The sequence below is a fragment of the Pseudomonas sp. GW821-FHT02A11 genome, assembly GCF_059421985.1.
In genome coordinates, this window is the sequence record NZ_JBWKWB010000005.1 from 287,818 (window position 1) to 305,497 (window position 17,680).

General features: G+C 60.3%; 15 protein-coding genes. 14 read left to right on the forward strand and 1 reads right to left on the reverse strand.

The genetic code is table 11. From position 1 onward, the window contains the following. Positions 1 to 36: 36 nt before the first annotated feature. From fabZ to ispD, 12 genes are all read left to right on the forward strand, one after another. Entirely contained in the window at positions 37 to 477 is a 441-nt protein-coding gene (gene fabZ, locus AC07V9_RS10625; RefSeq protein WP_120125533.1) for a 3-hydroxyacyl-ACP dehydratase FabZ, read from the forward strand. Further along, positions 474 to 1,250, forward strand: coding sequence for an acyl-ACP--UDP-N-acetylglucosamine O-acyltransferase (lpxA, locus tag AC07V9_RS10630; RefSeq protein WP_495015672.1), 777 nt, complete (start codon positions 474 to 476; stop codon positions 1,248 to 1,250). Before fabZ ends, lpxA begins: the two co-directional genes overlap by 4 nt. Before the next feature lie 2 nt (positions 1,251 to 1,252). Continuing rightward, positions 1,253 to 2,389 carry a lipid-A-disaccharide synthase gene (gene lpxB, locus AC07V9_RS10635; protein ID WP_495015673.1) on the forward strand — a complete coding sequence of 379 codons (1,137 nt, stop codon included), beginning with the start codon at positions 1,253 to 1,255 and terminating at the stop codon, positions 2,387 to 2,389. 11 nt (positions 2,390 to 2,400) lie between these two features. Then, positions 2,401 to 3,042 (forward strand): ribonuclease HII, encoded by a 642-nt coding sequence (gene rnhB / locus AC07V9_RS10640; protein WP_495015674.1) that lies wholly within the window; start codon positions 2,401 to 2,403, stop codon positions 3,040 to 3,042. Positions 3,043 to 3,113: 71 nt separating this feature from the next. Then, entirely contained in the window at positions 3,114 to 6,635 is a 3,522-nt protein-coding gene (gene dnaE / locus AC07V9_RS10645) for a DNA polymerase III subunit alpha (RefSeq protein WP_495015675.1), read from the forward strand. A 113-nt stretch (positions 6,636 to 6,748) separates the two neighbouring features. Further along, a complete protein-coding gene (locus AC07V9_RS10650) occupies positions 6,749 to 7,696 on the forward strand; it encodes an acetyl-CoA carboxylase carboxyltransferase subunit alpha (RefSeq protein ID WP_495015676.1) in 948 nt (315 codons plus the stop codon). A gap of 45 nt (positions 7,697 to 7,741) precedes the next feature. Beyond that, positions 7,742 to 9,079 carry a tRNA lysidine(34) synthetase TilS gene (gene tilS / locus AC07V9_RS10655; RefSeq protein WP_495015677.1) on the forward strand — a complete coding sequence of 446 codons (1,338 nt, stop codon included), beginning with the start codon at positions 7,742 to 7,744 and terminating at the stop codon, positions 9,077 to 9,079. Between the two features lie 269 nt (positions 9,080 to 9,348). After that, positions 9,349 to 10,980: a CTP synthase gene (pyrG, locus tag AC07V9_RS10660; RefSeq protein WP_495015678.1), complete on the forward strand. Its 1,632-nt coding sequence runs from the start codon at positions 9,349 to 9,351 to the stop codon at positions 10,978 to 10,980. A 15-nt stretch (positions 10,981 to 10,995) separates the two neighbouring features. Then, the gene (gene kdsA / locus AC07V9_RS10665; RefSeq protein WP_495015679.1) at positions 10,996 to 11,853 is read left to right on the forward strand and encodes a 3-deoxy-8-phosphooctulonate synthase; all 858 of its coding nucleotides are present in this window, start codon (positions 10,996 to 10,998) and stop codon (positions 11,851 to 11,853) included. Positions 11,854 to 12,021: 168 nt separating this feature from the next. Next, positions 12,022 to 13,308 carry a phosphopyruvate hydratase gene (gene eno / locus AC07V9_RS10670; RefSeq protein ID WP_495015680.1) on the forward strand — a complete coding sequence of 429 codons (1,287 nt, stop codon included), beginning with the start codon at positions 12,022 to 12,024 and terminating at the stop codon, positions 13,306 to 13,308. 157 nt (positions 13,309 to 13,465) lie between these two features. Further along, positions 13,466 to 13,744: a cell division protein FtsB gene (gene ftsB, locus AC07V9_RS10675; RefSeq protein WP_074752716.1), complete on the forward strand. Its 279-nt coding sequence runs from the start codon at positions 13,466 to 13,468 to the stop codon at positions 13,742 to 13,744. A gap of 11 nt (positions 13,745 to 13,755) precedes the next feature. After that, positions 13,756 to 14,466, forward strand: a complete 711-nt coding sequence (ispD, locus tag AC07V9_RS10680) for a 2-C-methyl-D-erythritol 4-phosphate cytidylyltransferase (protein WP_495015681.1) — start codon at positions 13,756 to 13,758, stop codon at positions 14,464 to 14,466. 135 nt (positions 14,467 to 14,601) lie between these two features. Here the strand turns inward: ispD and AC07V9_RS10685 are convergent, their stop codons facing one another. After that, on the reverse strand, positions 14,602 to 15,498 hold the full coding sequence (locus tag AC07V9_RS10685; protein WP_495015682.1) for a LysR family transcriptional regulator: 897 nt from the start codon (positions 15,496 to 15,498) through the stop codon (positions 14,602 to 14,604). A 113-nt stretch (positions 15,499 to 15,611) separates the two neighbouring features. On the opposite strand from AC07V9_RS10685, the gene AC07V9_RS10690 reads away from it, so the two are divergent. Next, positions 15,612 to 16,724: an S-(hydroxymethyl)glutathione dehydrogenase/class III alcohol dehydrogenase gene (locus tag AC07V9_RS10690; RefSeq protein ID WP_495015683.1), complete on the forward strand. Its 1,113-nt coding sequence runs from the start codon at positions 15,612 to 15,614 to the stop codon at positions 16,722 to 16,724. Between the two features lie 101 nt (positions 16,725 to 16,825). Then, complete coding sequence (fghA, locus tag AC07V9_RS10695; RefSeq protein ID WP_495015684.1) at positions 16,826 to 17,671, forward strand: S-formylglutathione hydrolase; 846 nt, start codon at positions 16,826 to 16,828, stop codon at positions 17,669 to 17,671. Positions 17,672 to 17,680 lie beyond the last annotated feature (9 nt).

The window sequence follows — 17,680 nt, forward strand, 5'->3', positions numbered from 1 at the left end:
CGCACTCCCAATCTTGACTACAGGCTTGCTCTCGAAATGATGGACATCAACGAAATCCGCGAATATCTGCCTCACCGTTACCCGTTCCTGCTCGTGGATCGTGTGGTGGAGCTGGATGTTGAGAATAAAAGCATTCGTGCCTACAAGAATGTCAGCATCAACGAGCCGTTCTTCAATGGGCATTTCCCGGCGCATCCGATCATGCCGGGTGTGCTGATCATTGAAGCCATGGCTCAGGCTGCTGGCATTCTCGGTTTCAAAATGCTTGACGTGAAGCCTGCCGACGGCACCCTCTACTACTTCGTGGGCTCCGACAAACTGCGCTTTCGCCAGCCCGTGCTGCCGGGCGACCAGCTGATCCTTGAAGCCAAATTCATCAGCTGCAAGCGCCAGATCTGGAAGTTCGAATGCCAGGCATCGGTTGATGGCAAACCGGTATGCTCCGCTGAAATCATCTGTGCGGAACGCAAGCTATGAGTTTGATTGACCCTCGCGCAATCATCGATCCGACGGCCGTTCTGGCCGACGATGTGGAGGTCGGCCCCTGGTCGATCGTCGGGCCCGGTGTGGAAATTGGCGAGGGTACGGTGATTGGTCCGCACGTGATTCTGCGGGGGCCGACCAAAATCGGTAAACACAATCACATCTACCAGTTTTCCTCGGTGGGTGAGGACACGCCTGACTTGAAGTACAAGGGCGAAGCCACGCGTCTGGTCATCGGCGATCACAATGTGATTCGCGAAGGCGTCACGATTCATCGTGGCACCATTCAGGATCGCGCCGAGACCACCATCGGTGATCACAACCTGATCATGGCCTATGCTCACATCGGTCACGACAGCGTGATCGGCAATCACTGCATCCTGGTCAACAACACGGCGTTGGCCGGCCATGTTCACGTGGCTGACTGGGCGATTCTGTCGGGTTTCACCCTGGTGCATCAGTATTGCCACATCGGTGCCCACAGCTTTTCCGGCATGGGCACGGCGATTGGCAAGGACGTTCCGGCGTACGTCACCGTGTTTGGCAACCCGGCTGAAGCGCGCAGCATGAACTTCGAAGGCATGCGCCGCCGTGGCTTCTCGGATGATGCGATTCACGCGCTGCGCCGGGCCTACAAGACGGTTTACCGTCAGGGGCTGACGGTTGAGCAGGCGATCGTCGAGCTGGCCGAACCCGCTGCCCAGTTCCCGGAAGTCGCGCTGTTCCTTGAGTCCATCCAGAACTCGACCCGCGGCATCACCCGTTAATCATGAGTGCCTTGCGTATCGCGCTGGTTGCCGGGGAAGCCTCGGGCGACATTCTGGGTTCGGGATTGATGCGTGCCATCAAGGCTCGACATCCCGATGCACAATTCATCGGCGTCGGCGGCCCGCTCATGGAAGCCGAAGGCATGACCTCCTACTTCCCCATGGAACGCCTTTCGGTCATGGGGTTGGTCGAGGTGCTGGGCCGTCTCAAGGAGTTGCTGGCACGACGCAAGTTGTTGATCCAGACCTTGATCGACGAGAGGCCCGACGTCTTCATCGGCATCGATGCGCCGGATTTCACCCTCAATATCGAACTCAAGTTGCGTCAGGCCGGGATCAAGACCGTGCATTACGTCAGCCCGTCGGTCTGGGCGTGGAGGCAGAAGCGCGTGCTGAAGATTCGCGAGGGTTGCGACCTGATGCTGACGCTGCTGCCGTTCGAAGCGCGTTTTTACGAAGAGAAGGGTGTGCCGGTGCGTTTCGTTGGGCACCCGCTGGCCGACACCATTCCACTGGAAGCCGATCGCGAGGCCGCTCGTGATGAGCTGAGTCTGGGTAACGGGCCGGTGATTGCCCTGATGCCGGGCAGTCGGGGCGGCGAAGTCGGCCGGCTGGGCGCGTTGTTCTTCGACACCGCCGAGCGTCTGCTGGCTCAGCGACCTGATCTGCGCTTCGTGCTGCCGTGCGCGAGCCCGCAACGTCGCGCGCAGATCGAGCAACTGCTGCAAGGGCGTGACTTGCCGCTCACCCTGCTCGACGGACGCTCCCATGTCGCGCTGGCCGCCTGTGATGCGGTATTGATCGCTTCAGGCACCGCCACCCTGGAAGCGCTGCTGTACAAACGACCGATGGTGGTCGCCTATCGTCTGGCGCCACTGACCTACTGGATACTCAAGCGGATGGTGAAGAGTCCGTACGTCTCGCTGCCAAACCTGCTGGCCCAGCGTTTGCTGGTTCCCGAGCTTTTGCAGGATGCGGCGACCGCCGATGCCCTGGCGCAGACCTTGCTGCCGTTGCTCGACAACGGTGCTGAGCAGACCGCAGGCTTCGACGAAATTCACCGTACCTTGCGTCGCGATGCGTCCAATCAAGCCGCCGATGCGGTTCTGAGCCTGATTGGCCCGTCGCATCAACGATGAGCGCGTAATCAATGCAAATGGGTCTGGATTTCAATCTGGTAGAGGATCTGGTTGCCGGCGTCGACGAAGTGGGCCGTGGCCCGCTGTGCGGCGCCGTGGTGACGGCTGCTGTGATCCTCGACCCGAATCGCCCCATTCTGGGTCTGAACGATTCCAAAAAGCTCACCGAAGCCAAGCGCGAAAAACTGTTTGACGAGATTTGCGAAAAAGCCCTGTGCTGGCACATTGCGCGGGCAGAAGTCGAAGAGATCGACGAGCTGAACATCCTGCATGCCACGATGCTGGCCATGAAGCGTGCGGTCGAAGGGCTGCTCATCACCCCGAAACTGGCCCTGATCGACGGTAACCGCTGCCCGCAGCTGTCGGTGCCCAGCGCGCCGGTGATACAGGGTGACGCTCAGGTGCCGGCCATTGCAGCGGCGTCGATTCTGGCGAAAGTCAGTCGCGATCGCGAGATGGCGACCATGGAGCTGTTGTATCCGGGTTACGGCATTGGCGGGCACAAGGGTTATCCAACCCCGGTTCATCTCGAAGCGCTGGCTCGATTGGGCCCGACGCCGATTCATCGCCGATCGTTCGCACCGGTCCGTGCGGCCTGTGAAGCGCGCCAGATGATGGTCGCGACCGGTTTTTCGTCACTACCGCTGAACTGATCGCGGGCTGATGTTTTCACGAGAGGCCGGTACAATCCGGCCTTTGTTTTCTGTGCGCTATAGGATCAACCATGTCGGCTTCTTTCGTTCATCTGCGCATGCACACCGAATATTCGCTGGTCGACGGACTGGTGCGGGTCAAGCCGCTGGTCAAGGCGCTGACCGGCTTGAACATGCCTGCGGTGGCAGTGACCGATCAGAACAACCTGTGCTCGCTGGTCAAGTTCTACAAGGCCGCCATGGGCGCCGGCATCAAGCCGATCTGCGGGGCTGACATCTGGCTGGCAGGTCGTGACAAGGATGCACCCCTTAGCCGCATGAGCCTGTTGGTGATGAACCCCAAGGGCTACCTGAACCTCACCGAACTGATTTCTCGCGGATTCATGCATGGCCAGCGCAACGGCTTGGTGGTCATCGAGCGCGAGTGGGTCGCCGAGGCCAATGAGGGGCTGATCGCCCTGTCAGCGGCCAAGGAAGGCGAGATCGGCATGGCGCTGCTGGGCGGCAACCCGACCGAGGCCGACGAGTTGCTCAAGGAGTGGGTGTCGGTTTTCCAGGATCGCTTCTACATCGAGATCCAGCGCACCAACCGCATCAATGACGAAGAGTACCTGCACGCCGCTGTCGCCCTGGCGGATCGTCATGGCGTGGCCATTGTGGCCACCAATGATGTGCGCTTCATCAAGCAGGAAGACTTCGAAGCTCACGAAACCCGCGTGTGCATCGGCGAGGGCCGGGCGCTGGACGATCCGCGCCGCTCGCACAATTACAGCGATCAGCAGTACCTCAAAAGCGCCGAGGAAATGGCCGAGCTGTTCAGCGACCTGCCCGATGCGTTGCAGAACACCGTGGAAATCGCCAAGCGCTGCAATATTGATGTGCGGCTGGGCAAGCACTTTTTGCCCAACTTCCCGATTCCCGATGGCCTGACCATCGACGAATACTTTCGCAAGGTCTCGTTTGAAGGGCTGGAAGAGCGCCTGGCCGTGCTTTGGCCCAAGGAGACCACACCCGACTACGAGGCCAAGCGCCAGGTCTATGTGGACCGGCTGAATTTCGAGCTGGATATCATCATCCAGATGGGGTTCCCCGGCTACTTCCTGATCGTTATGGACTTCATCCAGTGGGCCAAGAACAACGGCGTACCGGTGGGCCCAGGCCGGGGATCGGGTGCAGGTTCCCTGGTGGCCTATGTGCAGAAGATCACTGACCTCGACCCGCTGGCCTATGACTTGCTGTTCGAACGTTTCCTGAACCCGGAACGGGTATCGATGCCCGACTTCGACGTCGACTTCTGCATGGACGGGCGCGATCGCGTGATCGAATACGTGGCCGACAAATACGGCCGCAACGCGGTGAGCCAGATCATCACCTTCGGCTCCATGGCCGCCAAGGCAGTGGTGCGCGATGTGGCGCGGGCCCAAGGCAAGTCCTTCGGTCTGGCGGATCGTCTGTCGAAGATGATTCCGTTCGAAGTGGGCATGACCCTGGAAAAAGCCTACGAGCAGGAAGAAATCCTGCGCGACTTCCTCAAGACCGACGAGGAAGGCGCGGAAATCTGGGAGATGGCGCGCAAGCTCGAAGGCGTAGTGCGTAACGTCGGTAAACACGCTGGTGGTGTGGTGATCGCGCCGACCAAGCTGACCGACTTCGCGGCGATTTATTGCGATGAGGAAGGCGGCGGTCTGGTCACCCAGTACGACAAGGACGACGTCGAGTCGGCGGGTCTGGTGAAGTTCGACTTCCTCGGTCTGCGTACGCTGACGATCATCGACTGGGCGATGAAGACCATCAACCGCGACCGCGCCAAAGTGGGCGAGGATCCGCTGGACATCGCGTTTATCCCGCTGGATGACGCCCCGACTTACGATCTGTTGCAAAAGGCCGAAACCACGGCGGTCTTCCAGCTCGAATCCCGAGGCATGAAAGAGCTGATCAAAAAGCTCAAGCCCGACTGCCTGGAAGACCTTATCGCACTGGTGGCGCTGTTCCGTCCGGGCCCGCTGCAATCGGGCATGGTGGACGACTTCATCAACCGCAAGCATGGTCGCGCCGAGCTGGCCTATCCGCACCCGGACTACCAGTACGAAGGCTTGCAACCGGTATTGGCACCGACGTACGGCATCATCCTGTATCAGGAACAGGTGATGCAGATCGCTCAGGTCATGGCCGGCTACACCCTCGGTGGCGCGGACATGTTGCGTCGCGCCATGGGTAAGAAAAAACCCGAGGAAATGGCCAAGCAGCGCGGCGGCTTCATTGAAGGCTGTGCGAACAATGGCATCGATGCGGATCTGGCCGGTAACATCTTCGACCTCGTGGAGAAGTTCGCAGGTTACGGCTTCAACAAATCCCACTCTGCCGCCTACGGCCTGGTTTCGTACCAGACCGCATGGCTGAAGAAGCACTACCCGGCGCCATTCATGGCCGCGGTTCTGTCGGCGGACATGCACAACACCGACAAGGTCGTGACCTTGATCGAAGAAGTGCGCACCATGAAGCTGCGTCTCGATGCGCCGGATGTGAACAACTCCGAGTTCAAATTCACGGTAAACGACGAAGGCCGCATCGTGTACGGCCTGGGCGCGATCAAAGGCGTGGGCGAGGGGCCAGTGGAGGCCATTACCGAGGCGCGTCAGGCGGGGCCGTTCAAGGACCTGTTCGACTTCTGCGCGCGCATCGACCTCAAGCGGGTCAACAAGCGCACCCTTGGCGGTCTGATCAGCAGCGGTGCGCTGGATCGTCTTGGCCCGTTCTTCTTCGAGGAAACCAAGCAGTATCACGCCAACATCGACCGCAATCGCGGGGTGTTGCTGGCCGCTTTGGAAGAGGCCATTCAGGCCGCCGAGCAGACCGCACGCAGCCATGACAGTGGCCACGCCGACCTGTTTGGCGGCCTGTTCGTCGAAGCTGACGCCGATGTTTATGCGAACCATCGCAACGCCCGCGAGGTCACTCTCAAGGAGCGTCTGCGCGGCGAAAAAGAGACACTGGGCCTGTACCTCACCGGTCACCCGATTGACGAGTACGAAGGCGAAATCCGCCGTTTCGCCCGCCAGCGCATCGTCGATCTGAAACCTGCACGCGACACCCAGACCGTGGCCGGTCTGATCATTGCGCTGCGGGTCATGAAGAACAAAAAAGGCGACAAAATGGGCTTCATCACCCTCGACGACCGCTCCGGGCGCATCGAGGCGTCGTTGTTCGCCGATTCGTTTCAGGCCGCCCAGTCGCTGTTGCAGACCGACGCGATGGTGGTAGTGGAAGGCGAGGTCAGTTCCGACGACTTCTCCGGGGGCTTGCGTTTGCGTGCCAAGCGCGTGATGAGCCTGGAAGAAGCGCGCACCGGCCTGGCTGAAAGTTTGCGCCTGACCGTGCGTAGCGAAGCGCTCAAGGGCGATCGTCTACGCTGGCTGGGAGACCTGTGCAGGAAGCACCGGGGAGCGTGCCCGATCACGCTCGATTACACAGGGCAGGAAGCCAAAGCCTTGCTGCAATTTGGCGAAGCGTGGCGAATCGACCCCGCAGACAGCCTGATTCAGGCCCTGCGTGACCAGTTCGGACGAGAGAACGTCTTCCTGCAGTATCGCTGAAAGCTGATCTTACGAATTTTTTAAACTCGACCCGTGTGCGCCTCATCCATTAAGGTATGGCGCTCACGGATCAACCGGCCGGCCTCTTGGCCGTCGACCCAAGACGGATGCCTATGAACCCGAATTTTCTGGATTTCGAACAGCCGATCGCTGACCTGCAAGCCAAAATTGAAGAGCTGCGTCTGGTAGGCAATGACAACTCGCTGAACATCGGCGACGAAATCTCTCGACTGCAAGAGAAGAGCAAAACGCTCACCGAAAGCATTTTCGGCAACCTGACCAGTTGGCAGATTGCGCGCATGGCGCGCCATCCACGTCGTCCGTACACCCTGGACTACATCGAGCACATTTTTACCGAGTTCGACGAGCTGCATGGCGACCGCCACTTCTCCGACGACGCCGCCATCGTGGGCGGTATTGCGCGTCTGGACGACCAGCCCGTCATGGTCATCGGTCATCAGAAAGGCCGTGAAGTGCGCGAGAAAGTCCGCCGCAACTTCGGCATGCCACGTCCTGAGGGCTACCGCAAAGCGTGCCGTCTGATGGAAATGGCCGAGCGTTTCAACATGCCGATCCTGACCTTCATCGACACCCCGGGCGCTTACCCTGGCATCGATGCCGAAGAGCGCAACCAGAGCGAAGCGATTGCCTGGAACCTCCGTGTAATGGCGCGTTTGAAGACGCCGATCATCGCCACCGTGATCGGCGAAGGTGGTTCGGGCGGGGCATTGGCCATTGGCGTCTGCGACCAGCTGAACATGCTGCAATACTCCACGTATGCGGTGATCTCGCCGGAAGGCTGTGCATCGATCCTGTGGAAAACCGCCGAGAAGGCGCCGGATGCCGCCGAAGCCATGGGCATCACCGCCGAGCGCCTGAAAGGCCTTGGTATTGTCGACAAGGTCATCAACGAGCCACTGGGTGGCGCACACCGTGACCCGGCGCTGGCGTCCGCGTCCATTCGCGAAGCGCTGAGCAGCCAGTTGGCCATGCTCAAGAAGTTCAACCATGACGAACTGCTTGCGCGTCGTTATGAGCGTCTGATGAGCTACGGCATCTAACCGGAGTCTTTTCCAGAGGTCCGGCGCGTTTTTGGGGTCTTACGTATGACCAGGCCGGACCACATCAAAAAAGAACTCACCGAGCGGCTGTTGTCACGCCTGGCTTCATGGCGTGACGCAGCGGCCTGGCGCATCGCCTTCTCGGGTGGGCTCGATTCCACCGTTCTGCTGCACCTGCTGGCCGATCTTTCCCGGCACCAGCGCATTCCTCCCCTGACCGCTATCCACATTCATCACGGCCTGCAGGCTGTGGCCGCGTCGTGGCCGGGACACTGCCGTCAGATGTGTCAGATTCTGGGCGTGCCGTTGCAGGTCATCGACGTTCAGGTGCAGCCCGGCGCCAGTCTGGAACAGGCGGCTCGGGATGCTCGCTATGCAGCGTTCGAAAACGTTCTGCAGAGTGGCGAAGTGCTGCTGACGGCACAGCATCGCGACGATCAGGCTGAAACCCTGATGTTTCGCCTGCTGCGGGGCGCCGGTGTGCGTGGGATGGCGGCCATGCCGTCGCAACGTGCGTTGGGCAATGGGCAATTGTTTCGCCCTTTGCTCGACGAGCCTCGCGCGCTGCTTGAGCGTTATGCCAAGGAGGAGGGGCTGAGCTGGATCGAAGACCCGAGCAACAAGGACAGCCGGTTTTCGCGCAATTACCTGCGCAATCATGTGATGCCGATGCTGGCTGCACGCTGGCCTCAGGCCGTTGCCAGCATGACCCGCAGCGCTGCGCATCTGGCAGAGGCTCAAGGGTTGCTCGACGAACTGGCGGTGCAGGACCTGTCGCTGGCTGACACGCCCTGTCCCTGGCCGTGGCTGGATCTGCCTTCCCTTGAACTGGCGCCGCTGGAGGCCTTGTCGCCAGCCCGTCAGAGAAACGCCCTACGCTACTGGCTGGGCCCTCTTACGCGTCTGCCGGACAGCGACCACTGGGTCGGTTGGGACTCCCTACGCGACGCAGGGCCTGACGGGCGCCCGATCTGGCGTCTGACCAACGGCCAGTTGCATCGCGCCGAAGGGCGGATCTGGTGGCTGTCGGGCGTCTGGCTCAAGGACGTGGCGGCGTCTGAGCACTGGTCCACGGCGTCCCAGCCGCTGCCCTTACCGGGCAATGGCATGCTGCACATTCTGGGCGATATACCCCGGGGCGGGCTGCATGTGCATTATCGAAAGGGCGGGGAAGTGCTCGATATTCCGGACCGTGGCCGACGCGATCTCAAGCGCTTGCTCAATGAAAAGGGCGTGCCGGTCTTTTTGCGCGGCCGATTGCCGCTGCTGTATCGCGGCGAGCAGTTGCTGGCCGTGGCCAATCTGCCGGGACTGGACGCCGACCCCCGTGGCGATTGGCGTTTGCACTGGCAGCCACCGACGAATGACCACAGTTTGAGATGAGAGCCCGATTCCGGTAGACTACGCTCCCTTCTTGATACAGCTTATGTCGGCCCTTTGGGAACGACACAAGTTGCCGATTACCAGCCAGTCTTTACTGGGCGATTCTCAAAAATGTGGCGAGCAATGGACAGGTCCGGATACGGCCAGTCACTTTCAACGCAACAGTTTCGGAAATGCACTGTGAAACACGCAGGTCATCGGGGGCTTCGGCCTTCCTTCGCTTTCCCCGGCGGCTCTGACCGCTTTAACGCAGACTTCTAGGGTTTTTCATGACGCGCTACATCTTCGTCACGGGCGGTGTTGTTTCTTCATTGGGGAAAGGCATTGCTTCGGCATCTTTGGCGGCCATCCTGGAGGCGAGGGGACTTAAGGTCACCATGCTCAAGCTGGACCCCTACATCAACGTCGACCCGGGCACCATGAGCCCGTTCCAGCACGGTGAAGTGTTCGTCACCCACGACGGCGCCGAGACCGACCTGGACCTGGGTCACTACGAGCGTTTCATTCGGACCACCATGACCCAGAACAACAACTTCACCACCGGCCGTGTGTACGAACACGTCCTGCGCAAAGAGCGCCGTGGTGATTATCTGGGCGCGACCATTCAGGTGATCCCGCACATCACCGACGAAATCAAGCGTCGCATCATCAAGGGCGCCGGCGATGCCGACGTTGCGCTGGTCGAGATCGGCGGCACCGTGGGCGACATCGAGTCGCAACCGTTCCTGGAAGCCATTCGCCAGTTGCGCGTCGAGGTCGGTTCCAAGCGCGCGATGCTGATGCACCTGACCCTGGTTCCGTACATCGCCACCGCCGGCGAAACCAAGACCAAGCCGACCCAGCACTCTGTTAAAGAGCTGCGCTCCATCGGCCTGCAGCCAGATGTGCTGATCTGCCGCTCCGACCATCCGGTGGATGTGTCGTCGCGTCGCAAGATCGCGCTGTTCACCAACGTTGAAGAGCGTGCGGTGATCTCCCTGGAAGACGTCGACACCATCTACAAGATCCCGGCCGTGCTGCATGCTCAGGGTCTGGACGATTTCGTCGTTGAGCGTTTCGGCCTGCAATGTGGCGGCGCCGACCTGTCGGAGTGGGAAAAGGTCGTCGATGCCAAGCTCAACCCAGAGCACGAAGTCACCATCGCCATGGTCGGCAAGTACATGGAGCTGCTGGATGCATACAAATCGCTGATCGAAGCGATGAGCCACGCCGGCATCACCAACCGCACCAAGGTCAACCTGCGCTACATCGATTCCGAAGACATCGAGAATCAGGGCACTGGCCTGCTCGAAGGCGTGGACGCGATTCTGGTACCGGGCGGCTTCGGTCTGCGCGGCGTCGAAGGCAAGATCACTGCCGTTCAGTTCGCTCGCGAAAACAAGGTGCCTTACCTGGGTATCTGCCTGGGCATGCAGGTGGCGGTCATCGAGTTCGCCCGTAACGTGCTGGGCTGGAAAGACGCCAACTCCACCGAGTTCGATCGCACCAGCCCGCACCCTGTTGTCGGTCTGATCACCGAGTGGGAAGACGCCACTGGCGCAGTCGAAACCCGCACCGAAACGTCCGATCTGGGCGGCACCATGCGGCTGGGCGCACAGGAATGCCAGCTGGAGCCGGGCTCCCTGGTGCACGACTGCTACGCCAACGACGTGATCGTCGAGCGTCATCGCCATCGCTACGAAGTGAACAACAAGCTGCTGCCGCAACTGATCGAAGCCGGTTTGAAAGTTTCCGGTCGTTCCGGCGACGGCGCGCTGGTTGAAGTGGTCGAGTCCGAGGATCATCCGTGGTTCGTGGCCTGCCAGTTCCACCCTGAGTTCACTTCCACGCCTCGCGACGGTCACCCGCTGTTCAGTGGCTTCGTCAAGGCAGCGCTCGCCCAGCACCAGAAGAACGCCTGATAGGGAATTCATTACATGGCACAGAAAATCATCCGTGTCGGTGGCCTGAACAAGGGCATCCACATCGCCAACGACAAGCCAATGGTCTTGTTCGGTGGCATGAATGTCCTGGAGTCGCGGGACATGGCCATGCAGGTCTGCGAAGAGTACGTACGGGTGACCCATAAACTGGGTATCCCCTACGTGTTCAAGGCCAGCTTCGACAAGGCCAATCGCTCTTCCGTGACCTCGTATCGCGGCCCGGGCCTGGAAGCCGGCATGCGCATCTTCGAAGAGATCAAAAGCACCTTCAACGTGCCGGTGATCACCGATGTGCATGAGCCGCACCAGGCGGCCACCGTGGCTGAAGTCTGCGACATCATCCAGCTGCCGGCTTTCCTGTCGCGCCAGACCGATCTGGTCGTGGCAATGGCCAAGACCGGTGCCGTGATCAACATCAAGAAAGCCCAGTTCCTCGCGCCACAGGAAATGAAACACATCCTGACCAAGTGCGAAGAAGCCGGTAACGATCAACTGATCCTGTGCGAGCGCGGTTCGAGCTTCGGCTACAACAACCTCGTCGTGGACATGCTCGGTTTCGGCATCATGAAAGCGTTCGAATACCCGGTGTTCTTCGATGTGACCCATGCGCTGCAAATGCCGGGCGGTCGTTCGGATTCTGCCGGTGGTCGTCGTGCCCAGGTCACCGATCTGGCCAAGGCTGGCATCAGCCAGGGCCTGGCCGGTCTGTTCCTGGAGGCGCATCCGGACCCGGATAACGCCAAGTGCGACGGTCCGTGCGCGTTGCGCCTGAACAAGCTGGAGCCGTTCCTGACCCAGCTCAAGGCGCTCGATGATCTGGTCAAGGCTTTCCCGACGATCGAAACGGCTTAAAACCCGCTTCACCGGCACTGTCGCCTCCGGTACAGTGCCGCTCGTTTCTTTCCCGACCAACGGGTCGGGAAAATCTGTCATCTCGGGCCTGCCCGCTGTCTAGTGCCCTTGATGCCAGTCGTTTTTCCCAGCTGCGTCGTTTTCGTCAATCTTGGAGTGTTAACAACAATGGCAAAAATCGTCGACATCAAAGGTCGTGAAGTTCTCGACTCCCGTGGCAATCCCACCGTGGAAGCAGATGTGCTCCTCGACAACGGCATCATCGGCAGTGCCTGCGCGCCGTCCGGTGCTTCCACCGGCTCGCGTGAAGCACTTGAGCTGCGTGATGGCGACAAGAGTCGTTACATGGGCAAGGGCGTGCTGAAAGCTGTGGCCAACATCAATGGCCCGATCCGCGACCTGCTGCTGGGCAAGGACCCGGTTGACCAGAAGGCGCTGGATCACGCGATGATCACGCTCGACGGCACTGAAAACAAAGCCAGCCTGGGCGCCAACGCGATCCTCGCTGTATCGCTGGCTGCCGCCAAGGCCGCTGCCCAGGATCAGGATCTGCCGCTGTACGCGCACATCGCCAACCTGAACGGCACTCCGGGCGTTTACTCGATGCCCGTCCCGATGATGAACATCATCAACGGTGGCGAGCATGCCGATAACAACATCGACATTCAGGAATTCATGATCCAGCCAGTGGGCGCCAAGACCTTCTCCGAAGGCCTGCGCTGGGGCACCGAGATTTTCCACCACCTCAAAGCCGTGCTGAAGGCCCGTGGCCTGAACACCGCCGTGGGCGACGAAGGCGGTTTCGCACCGAACCTGAACTCCAACGCCGACGCGCTGGATGCCATTGCCGAAGCCGTTGCAAACGCCGGTTACAAGCTGGGCACCGACGTGACCCTGGCCCTGGACTGCGCTGCGAGCGAGTTCTACAAGAACGGCAAGTATGTGCTGAGCGAAGAAGGCGAGTATGACTCCGCCGGTTTCGCCGACTACCTGGCTGATCTGGTCAGCAAGCATCCGATCATCTCCATCGAAGACGGTCTGGACGAGTCCGACTGGGATGGCTGGAAAGTCCTGACCGACAAGATCGGCGACAAGATCCAGCTGGTGGGCGACGACCTGTTCGTGACCAACACCAAGATTTTGAAAGAAGGCATCGAGAAGAAAATCGGTAACTCGATCCTGATCAAGTTCAACCAGATCGGCACCCTGACCGAAACCCTGGAAGCCATCCAGATGGCCAAGGCCGCTGGTTACACCGCCGTGATCTCGCACCGCTCCGGTGAAACCGAGGACTCGACCATTGCCGATCTGGCTGTGGGCACGTCGGCAGGGCAGATCAAGACCGGTTCCCTGAGCCGCTCCGATCGCATCTCCAAGTACAACCAGCTGCTGCGTATTGAAGAGCAACTGGGCGCTAAAGCTGTTTACCGTGGTCGCGGCGAGTTTCGCGGCTGATCACAAGATGGTAAAAAGGCAGCAGGCGTTGTAGGGGAATTCTCCGAAAGGTGTTTTTCCTGACGTTCTGATCCATGAGCCCGGCGACCACCGGGCTCTTGGGCATTTGAAATGGTCGGTTTTGCTGTCGTTCTCCATCGGGTAACAGATATTCACAATGCGCAGTCCTAACTGGTTGTTCCTCGTTCTGCTTTTGCTGCTCGCGGGCTTGCAATACCGCCTATGGGTGGGCAATGGCAGCCTCGCGCAGGTGGCCAGTCTGACTCAGCAGATCGCCGATCAACACGCCGAAAACGATGCCTTGCTTGAGCGCAACCGAGTCCTGGACGCGGAAGTGCTGGAGCTGAAAAAGGGCCTGGAAACCGTTGAGGAACGTGCCCGTCACGAGCTGGGCATGGTCAAGGACGGCGAGACTCTCTATCAGCTGGCACAGTGACGTTGGCATAAATGACTCAATCCCTTCCTGCCTTCTGGGCAGTGATTCCCGCGGCGGGCGTTGGTGCTCGCATGGCGGCAGACCGTCCCAAGCAGTACCTGCAACTGGGCGGCCTCACGATTCTGGAACACAGCCTGCTTTGCTTTCTCGATCACCCCCGTCTCAAGGGGCTGGTGATCAGCCTGGCTGTGGACGACCCCTATTGGCCTACCTTGCCGTGTGCTCTGGATTCGCGGATTCAGCAAGTCGCTGGTGGCAAGGAGCGGGCTGATTCAGTGCTCAATGCGCTGCTGCACCTGCACGCCAGCGGGGCCGACGACAATGACTGGGTGCTGGTTCACGACGCGGCGCGGCCGAATCTGGCGCGCTCTGATCTGGACAATCTGCTCGCCCAACTCGCGGATGACCCGGTCGGCGGGCTGCTGGCGGTCCCGGCCAAAGACACGCTAAAACGCGCCGATGCCAATGGCCGCGTGACCGAAACCGTTGATCGCAGCCTGATCTGGCAGGCCTATACGCCACAGATGTTCAGGCTGGGTGCGTTGCATCGCGCGTTGGCGGACAGTCTGGTGTCGAACGTTTCGATCACCGATGAAGCCTCGGCCATTGAATGGGCCGGGCAATCGCCACGCCTGATCGAGGGGCGTGCTGACAACATCAAGGTGACCCGCCCGGAAGACCTGGAATGGCTGCGACAGCGGCGGGGTGACTTCTCTCGCTGAGGTGAATCCGATGCGCCACGATGTCACCCCCGTGGGAGCGAATTCATTCGCGAATGTGCAGTTCAGGCGATACATCATTGTCGTCTGAAAGATTTTCGCGAATGAATTCGCTCCCACAGGTGAACTCAGTCCGCGTCACTGGCGGTATTCATCCCGCAACGCCAATCCCGTCTTCAAATACTCCACCAGCTTCCTGACCTTCGGCGACAAATGCCGTTGCTGCGGGTACAGCGCCCACACTGCCGTGTTCGGCGGCTGATGAGCGTCCAGCAACGAAATGAGCGCGCCGTTTTTCAGGTGTTCCAGCACGTAATAATCCGGTAGTTGACTCAACCCCACCCCTTGCAGCGTCGCGTCCAGCACCGCTTGCCCACTGTTGCAGCGCCAGTTTCCGTGAACGCGCTGGGAAAATTCCTTACCGTTATGTTGCAGCAGCCAGCTGTCGGAGCTGCCAATCAGACAATTGTGCCGATTCAGTTCCGAAAGACTGTGGGGGCGGCCGTAGCGCTCTATATATGAAGGGGATGCGCACAGGTACATGCGGCGCGGCGCCAGGCGAGTGGCGACCAGCCGGGACTCCTGCAACCGACCCAGACGGATCGCCAGATCCATGCCCTCATGCACCAGGTCCAGCGTGTTGTTGGTCAGCTCGATGTCGACCCGCAGTTGCGGGTAGTCGTCCATGAAGCGGGTCACCAGCGGTGCGATGAAGCGCTCGCCATAAGCCACCGCGCAGGTCATTCGCAGCAGGCCTTTGGGCTCGCTGGTCAGATCACCCACTGCGCGTAGCGCTTCTTCGCGACCATCCTGCAGGCGCTGGCAGTGGTGCAGAAACGTCTGGCCCGCCTCCGTGAGAGCAACCTTGCGTGTGCTGCGGTAGAGCAGACGGGTTTGCAACCGTTCCTCTAGGCGGGCGATCTGCCGGCTGATGTGCGAGGACGAAACGCCCATCCGCTCTGCCGCCGCCGTGAACTGCCCGCACTCGGCCACCGCGACGAATTCATCCAGCCCATCCCAGCGATTGGTGTACATCGATTATCCCTGTGCAGCATTAATGTTTTGCTTTTGGCCGGATTATTAATCAAACGGCACTGCTTTACACTCGTGGCTTGTATTTACCGTTCCTCACCCGCTGGAGAATATTGATGATCAAGTCACGTGCCGCCGTTGCCTTCGCTCCCAACGAGCCCCTGCAAATCGTCGAAGTGGACGTTGAAGCACCGAAAGCCGGCGAAGTATTGATCCGTACCGTTGCCTCCGGCGTCTGTCACACCGATGCCTACACTCTGTCCGGCGCCGACTCCGAAGGCGTGTTCCCGTGCATTCTCGGCCATGAAGGCGGCGGAATCGTTGAAGCGGTGGGCGAGGGCGTCGCCTCCCTGGCCGTGGGCGATCACGTGATTCCGCTGTACACCGCCGAATGCCGCGAGTGCAAATTCTGCAAATCCGGCAAGACCAACCTCTGCCAGAAAGTCCGCGCGACCCAGGGCAAGGGCCTGATGCCCGACGGCACCACCCGTTTCAGTTACAACGGCCAGCCCGTTTACCACTACATGGGTTGCTCGACGTTCTCCGAGTACACCGTCGTGCCAGAAATTTCCCTGGCAAAAATCCCGAAAGAAGCCCCGCTGGAAAAGGTCTGCCTGCTCGGTTGCGGCGTGACCACCGGCATCGGCGCGGTGCTCAACACTGCCAAGGTTGAAGAAGGTGCAACCGTGGCGATATTCGGTCTGGGCGGCATCGGCCTGGCGGCGATCATCGGCGCGAAAATGGCCAAGGCCTCGCGCATCATCGCCATCGACATCAACCCGGCGAAATTCGACGTAGCGCGCGAGTTGGGTGCAACCGACTTCATCAACCCGAAAGAACACACCAAGCCGATTCAGGATGTGATCGTCGAACTCACCGATGGCGGCGTAGATTACAGCTTCGAGTGCATCGGCAACGTTCAGCTGATGCGTGCGGCCCTGGAGTGCTGCCACAAGGGTTGGGGCGAGTCGGTCATCATCGGCGTCGCGCCGTCAGGTCAGGAAATCGCCACCCGTCCATTCCAGCTGGTGACCGGTCGCGTCTGGCGCGGTTCGGCGTTCGGCGGCGTGAAGGGGCGCACCGAGCTGCCAAGCTACGTCGAGAAATCCCAGAAGGGCGAAATTCCGCTCGACACCTTCATCACCCACACCATGGGCCTGGACCAGATCAACGAAGCGTTCGACCTGATGCACGAAGGCAAGAGCATTCGCTCCGTCATCCATTTCTAAGTAGCGGCTTCAAGTTTCGAGCCGCAAGCTGCAAGAAGGCGCGCCATTGCCCCACTTGCAGCTTGTGGCTTGTGGCTCGCAGCTGGAGGGAGGAACGACCGATGGGTCTGGAAAACATCTCGTGCCAGAAAAGCTTCGGCGGCTGGCATAAGCGTTACAAACATCACTCCGACGTGCTGGGCTGCGACATGGTGTTTGCGGTCTATCTGCCTCCCCAGGCAGAGCAGGGCGGCAAGCTGCCGGTGGTGTATTGGCTGTCGGGCCTGACCTGCACCGATGAGAACTTCATGCAGAAGGCCGGAGCCCAGCGCATCGCTGCCGAGCTTGGCATCATCATCGTCGCGCCGGACACCAGCCCTCGCGGCGCCGACGTGCCGGGCGATCCGGACAACGCCTATGACTTCGGTCTGGGTGCCGGCTTCTACCTCAACGCCACCCAGCAGCCTTGGGCGCGCCACTACCGCATGTACGACTACGTGGTCAGCGAGCTGCCTGCGTTGATTGAGGCGCACTTCCCGGCGTCGGACAAGCGCAGCATCAGCGGCCACTCGATGGGCGGCCATGGCGCGTTGGTCTGTGCGTTGCGCAATCCCGGGCGCTACAAATCGGTGTCGGCGTTCTCGCCCATCACCAACCCGATGGATTGCCCGTGGGGACAGAAGGCGTTCTCCCGTTACCTGGGCGAAGACCGTTCGCGCTGGCGCGAGTGGGATGCCAGCGTGCTGATCGCCGAGGCCACCGAACGTCTGCCACTGCTGGTGGATCAGGGCGATCGCGACGACTTTCTCGCCAATCAGCTCAAGCCCGAAGCGCTGGTGCAGGCGGCCAAGGCGGTCGGTCACCCACTGGAGTTACGCATGCAGCCCGGTTATGACCACAGTTATTACTTCATCGCCAGCTTCATTGAGGATCACCTGCGTTATCACGCAGTGGCACTGGTGGGCTGAAACGCTGTT

Bases quoted from the DNA above. Each gene is read 5' to 3' on its own strand.
- rnhB (WP_495015674.1), top strand. From the start codon at position 2,401: ATGCAAATGGGTCTGGATTTCAATCTGGTAGAGGATCTGGTTGCCGGC.
- fghA (WP_495015684.1), top strand. From the start codon at position 16,826: ATGGGTCTGGAAAACATCTCGTGCCAGAAAAGCTTCGGCGGCTGGCAT.
- eno (WP_495015680.1), top strand. From the start codon at position 12,022: ATGGCAAAAATCGTCGACATCAAAGGTCGTGAAGTTCTCGACTCCCGT.
- pyrG (WP_495015678.1), top strand. From the start codon at position 9,349: ATGACGCGCTACATCTTCGTCACGGGCGGTGTTGTTTCTTCATTGGGG.
- AC07V9_RS10685 (WP_495015682.1), bottom strand. From the start codon at position 15,498: ATGTACACCAATCGCTGGGATGGGCTGGATGAATTCGTCGCGGTGGCC.
- lpxB (WP_495015673.1), top strand. From the start codon at position 1,253: ATGAGTGCCTTGCGTATCGCGCTGGTTGCCGGGGAAGCCTCGGGCGAC.
- kdsA (WP_495015679.1), top strand. From the start codon at position 10,996: ATGGCACAGAAAATCATCCGTGTCGGTGGCCTGAACAAGGGCATCCAC.
- tilS (WP_495015677.1), top strand. From the start codon at position 7,742: ATGACCAGGCCGGACCACATCAAAAAAGAACTCACCGAGCGGCTGTTG.
- AC07V9_RS10690 (WP_495015683.1), top strand. From the start codon at position 15,612: ATGATCAAGTCACGTGCCGCCGTTGCCTTCGCTCCCAACGAGCCCCTG.
- dnaE (WP_495015675.1), top strand. From the start codon at position 3,114: ATGTCGGCTTCTTTCGTTCATCTGCGCATGCACACCGAATATTCGCTG.
- fabZ (WP_120125533.1), top strand. From the start codon at position 37: ATGATGGACATCAACGAAATCCGCGAATATCTGCCTCACCGTTACCCG.
- AC07V9_RS10650 (WP_495015676.1), top strand. From the start codon at position 6,749: ATGAACCCGAATTTTCTGGATTTCGAACAGCCGATCGCTGACCTGCAA.
- ftsB (WP_074752716.1), top strand. From the start codon at position 13,466: ATGCGCAGTCCTAACTGGTTGTTCCTCGTTCTGCTTTTGCTGCTCGCG.
- lpxA (WP_495015672.1), top strand. From the start codon at position 474: ATGAGTTTGATTGACCCTCGCGCAATCATCGATCCGACGGCCGTTCTG.
- ispD (WP_495015681.1), top strand. From the start codon at position 13,756: ATGACTCAATCCCTTCCTGCCTTCTGGGCAGTGATTCCCGCGGCGGGC.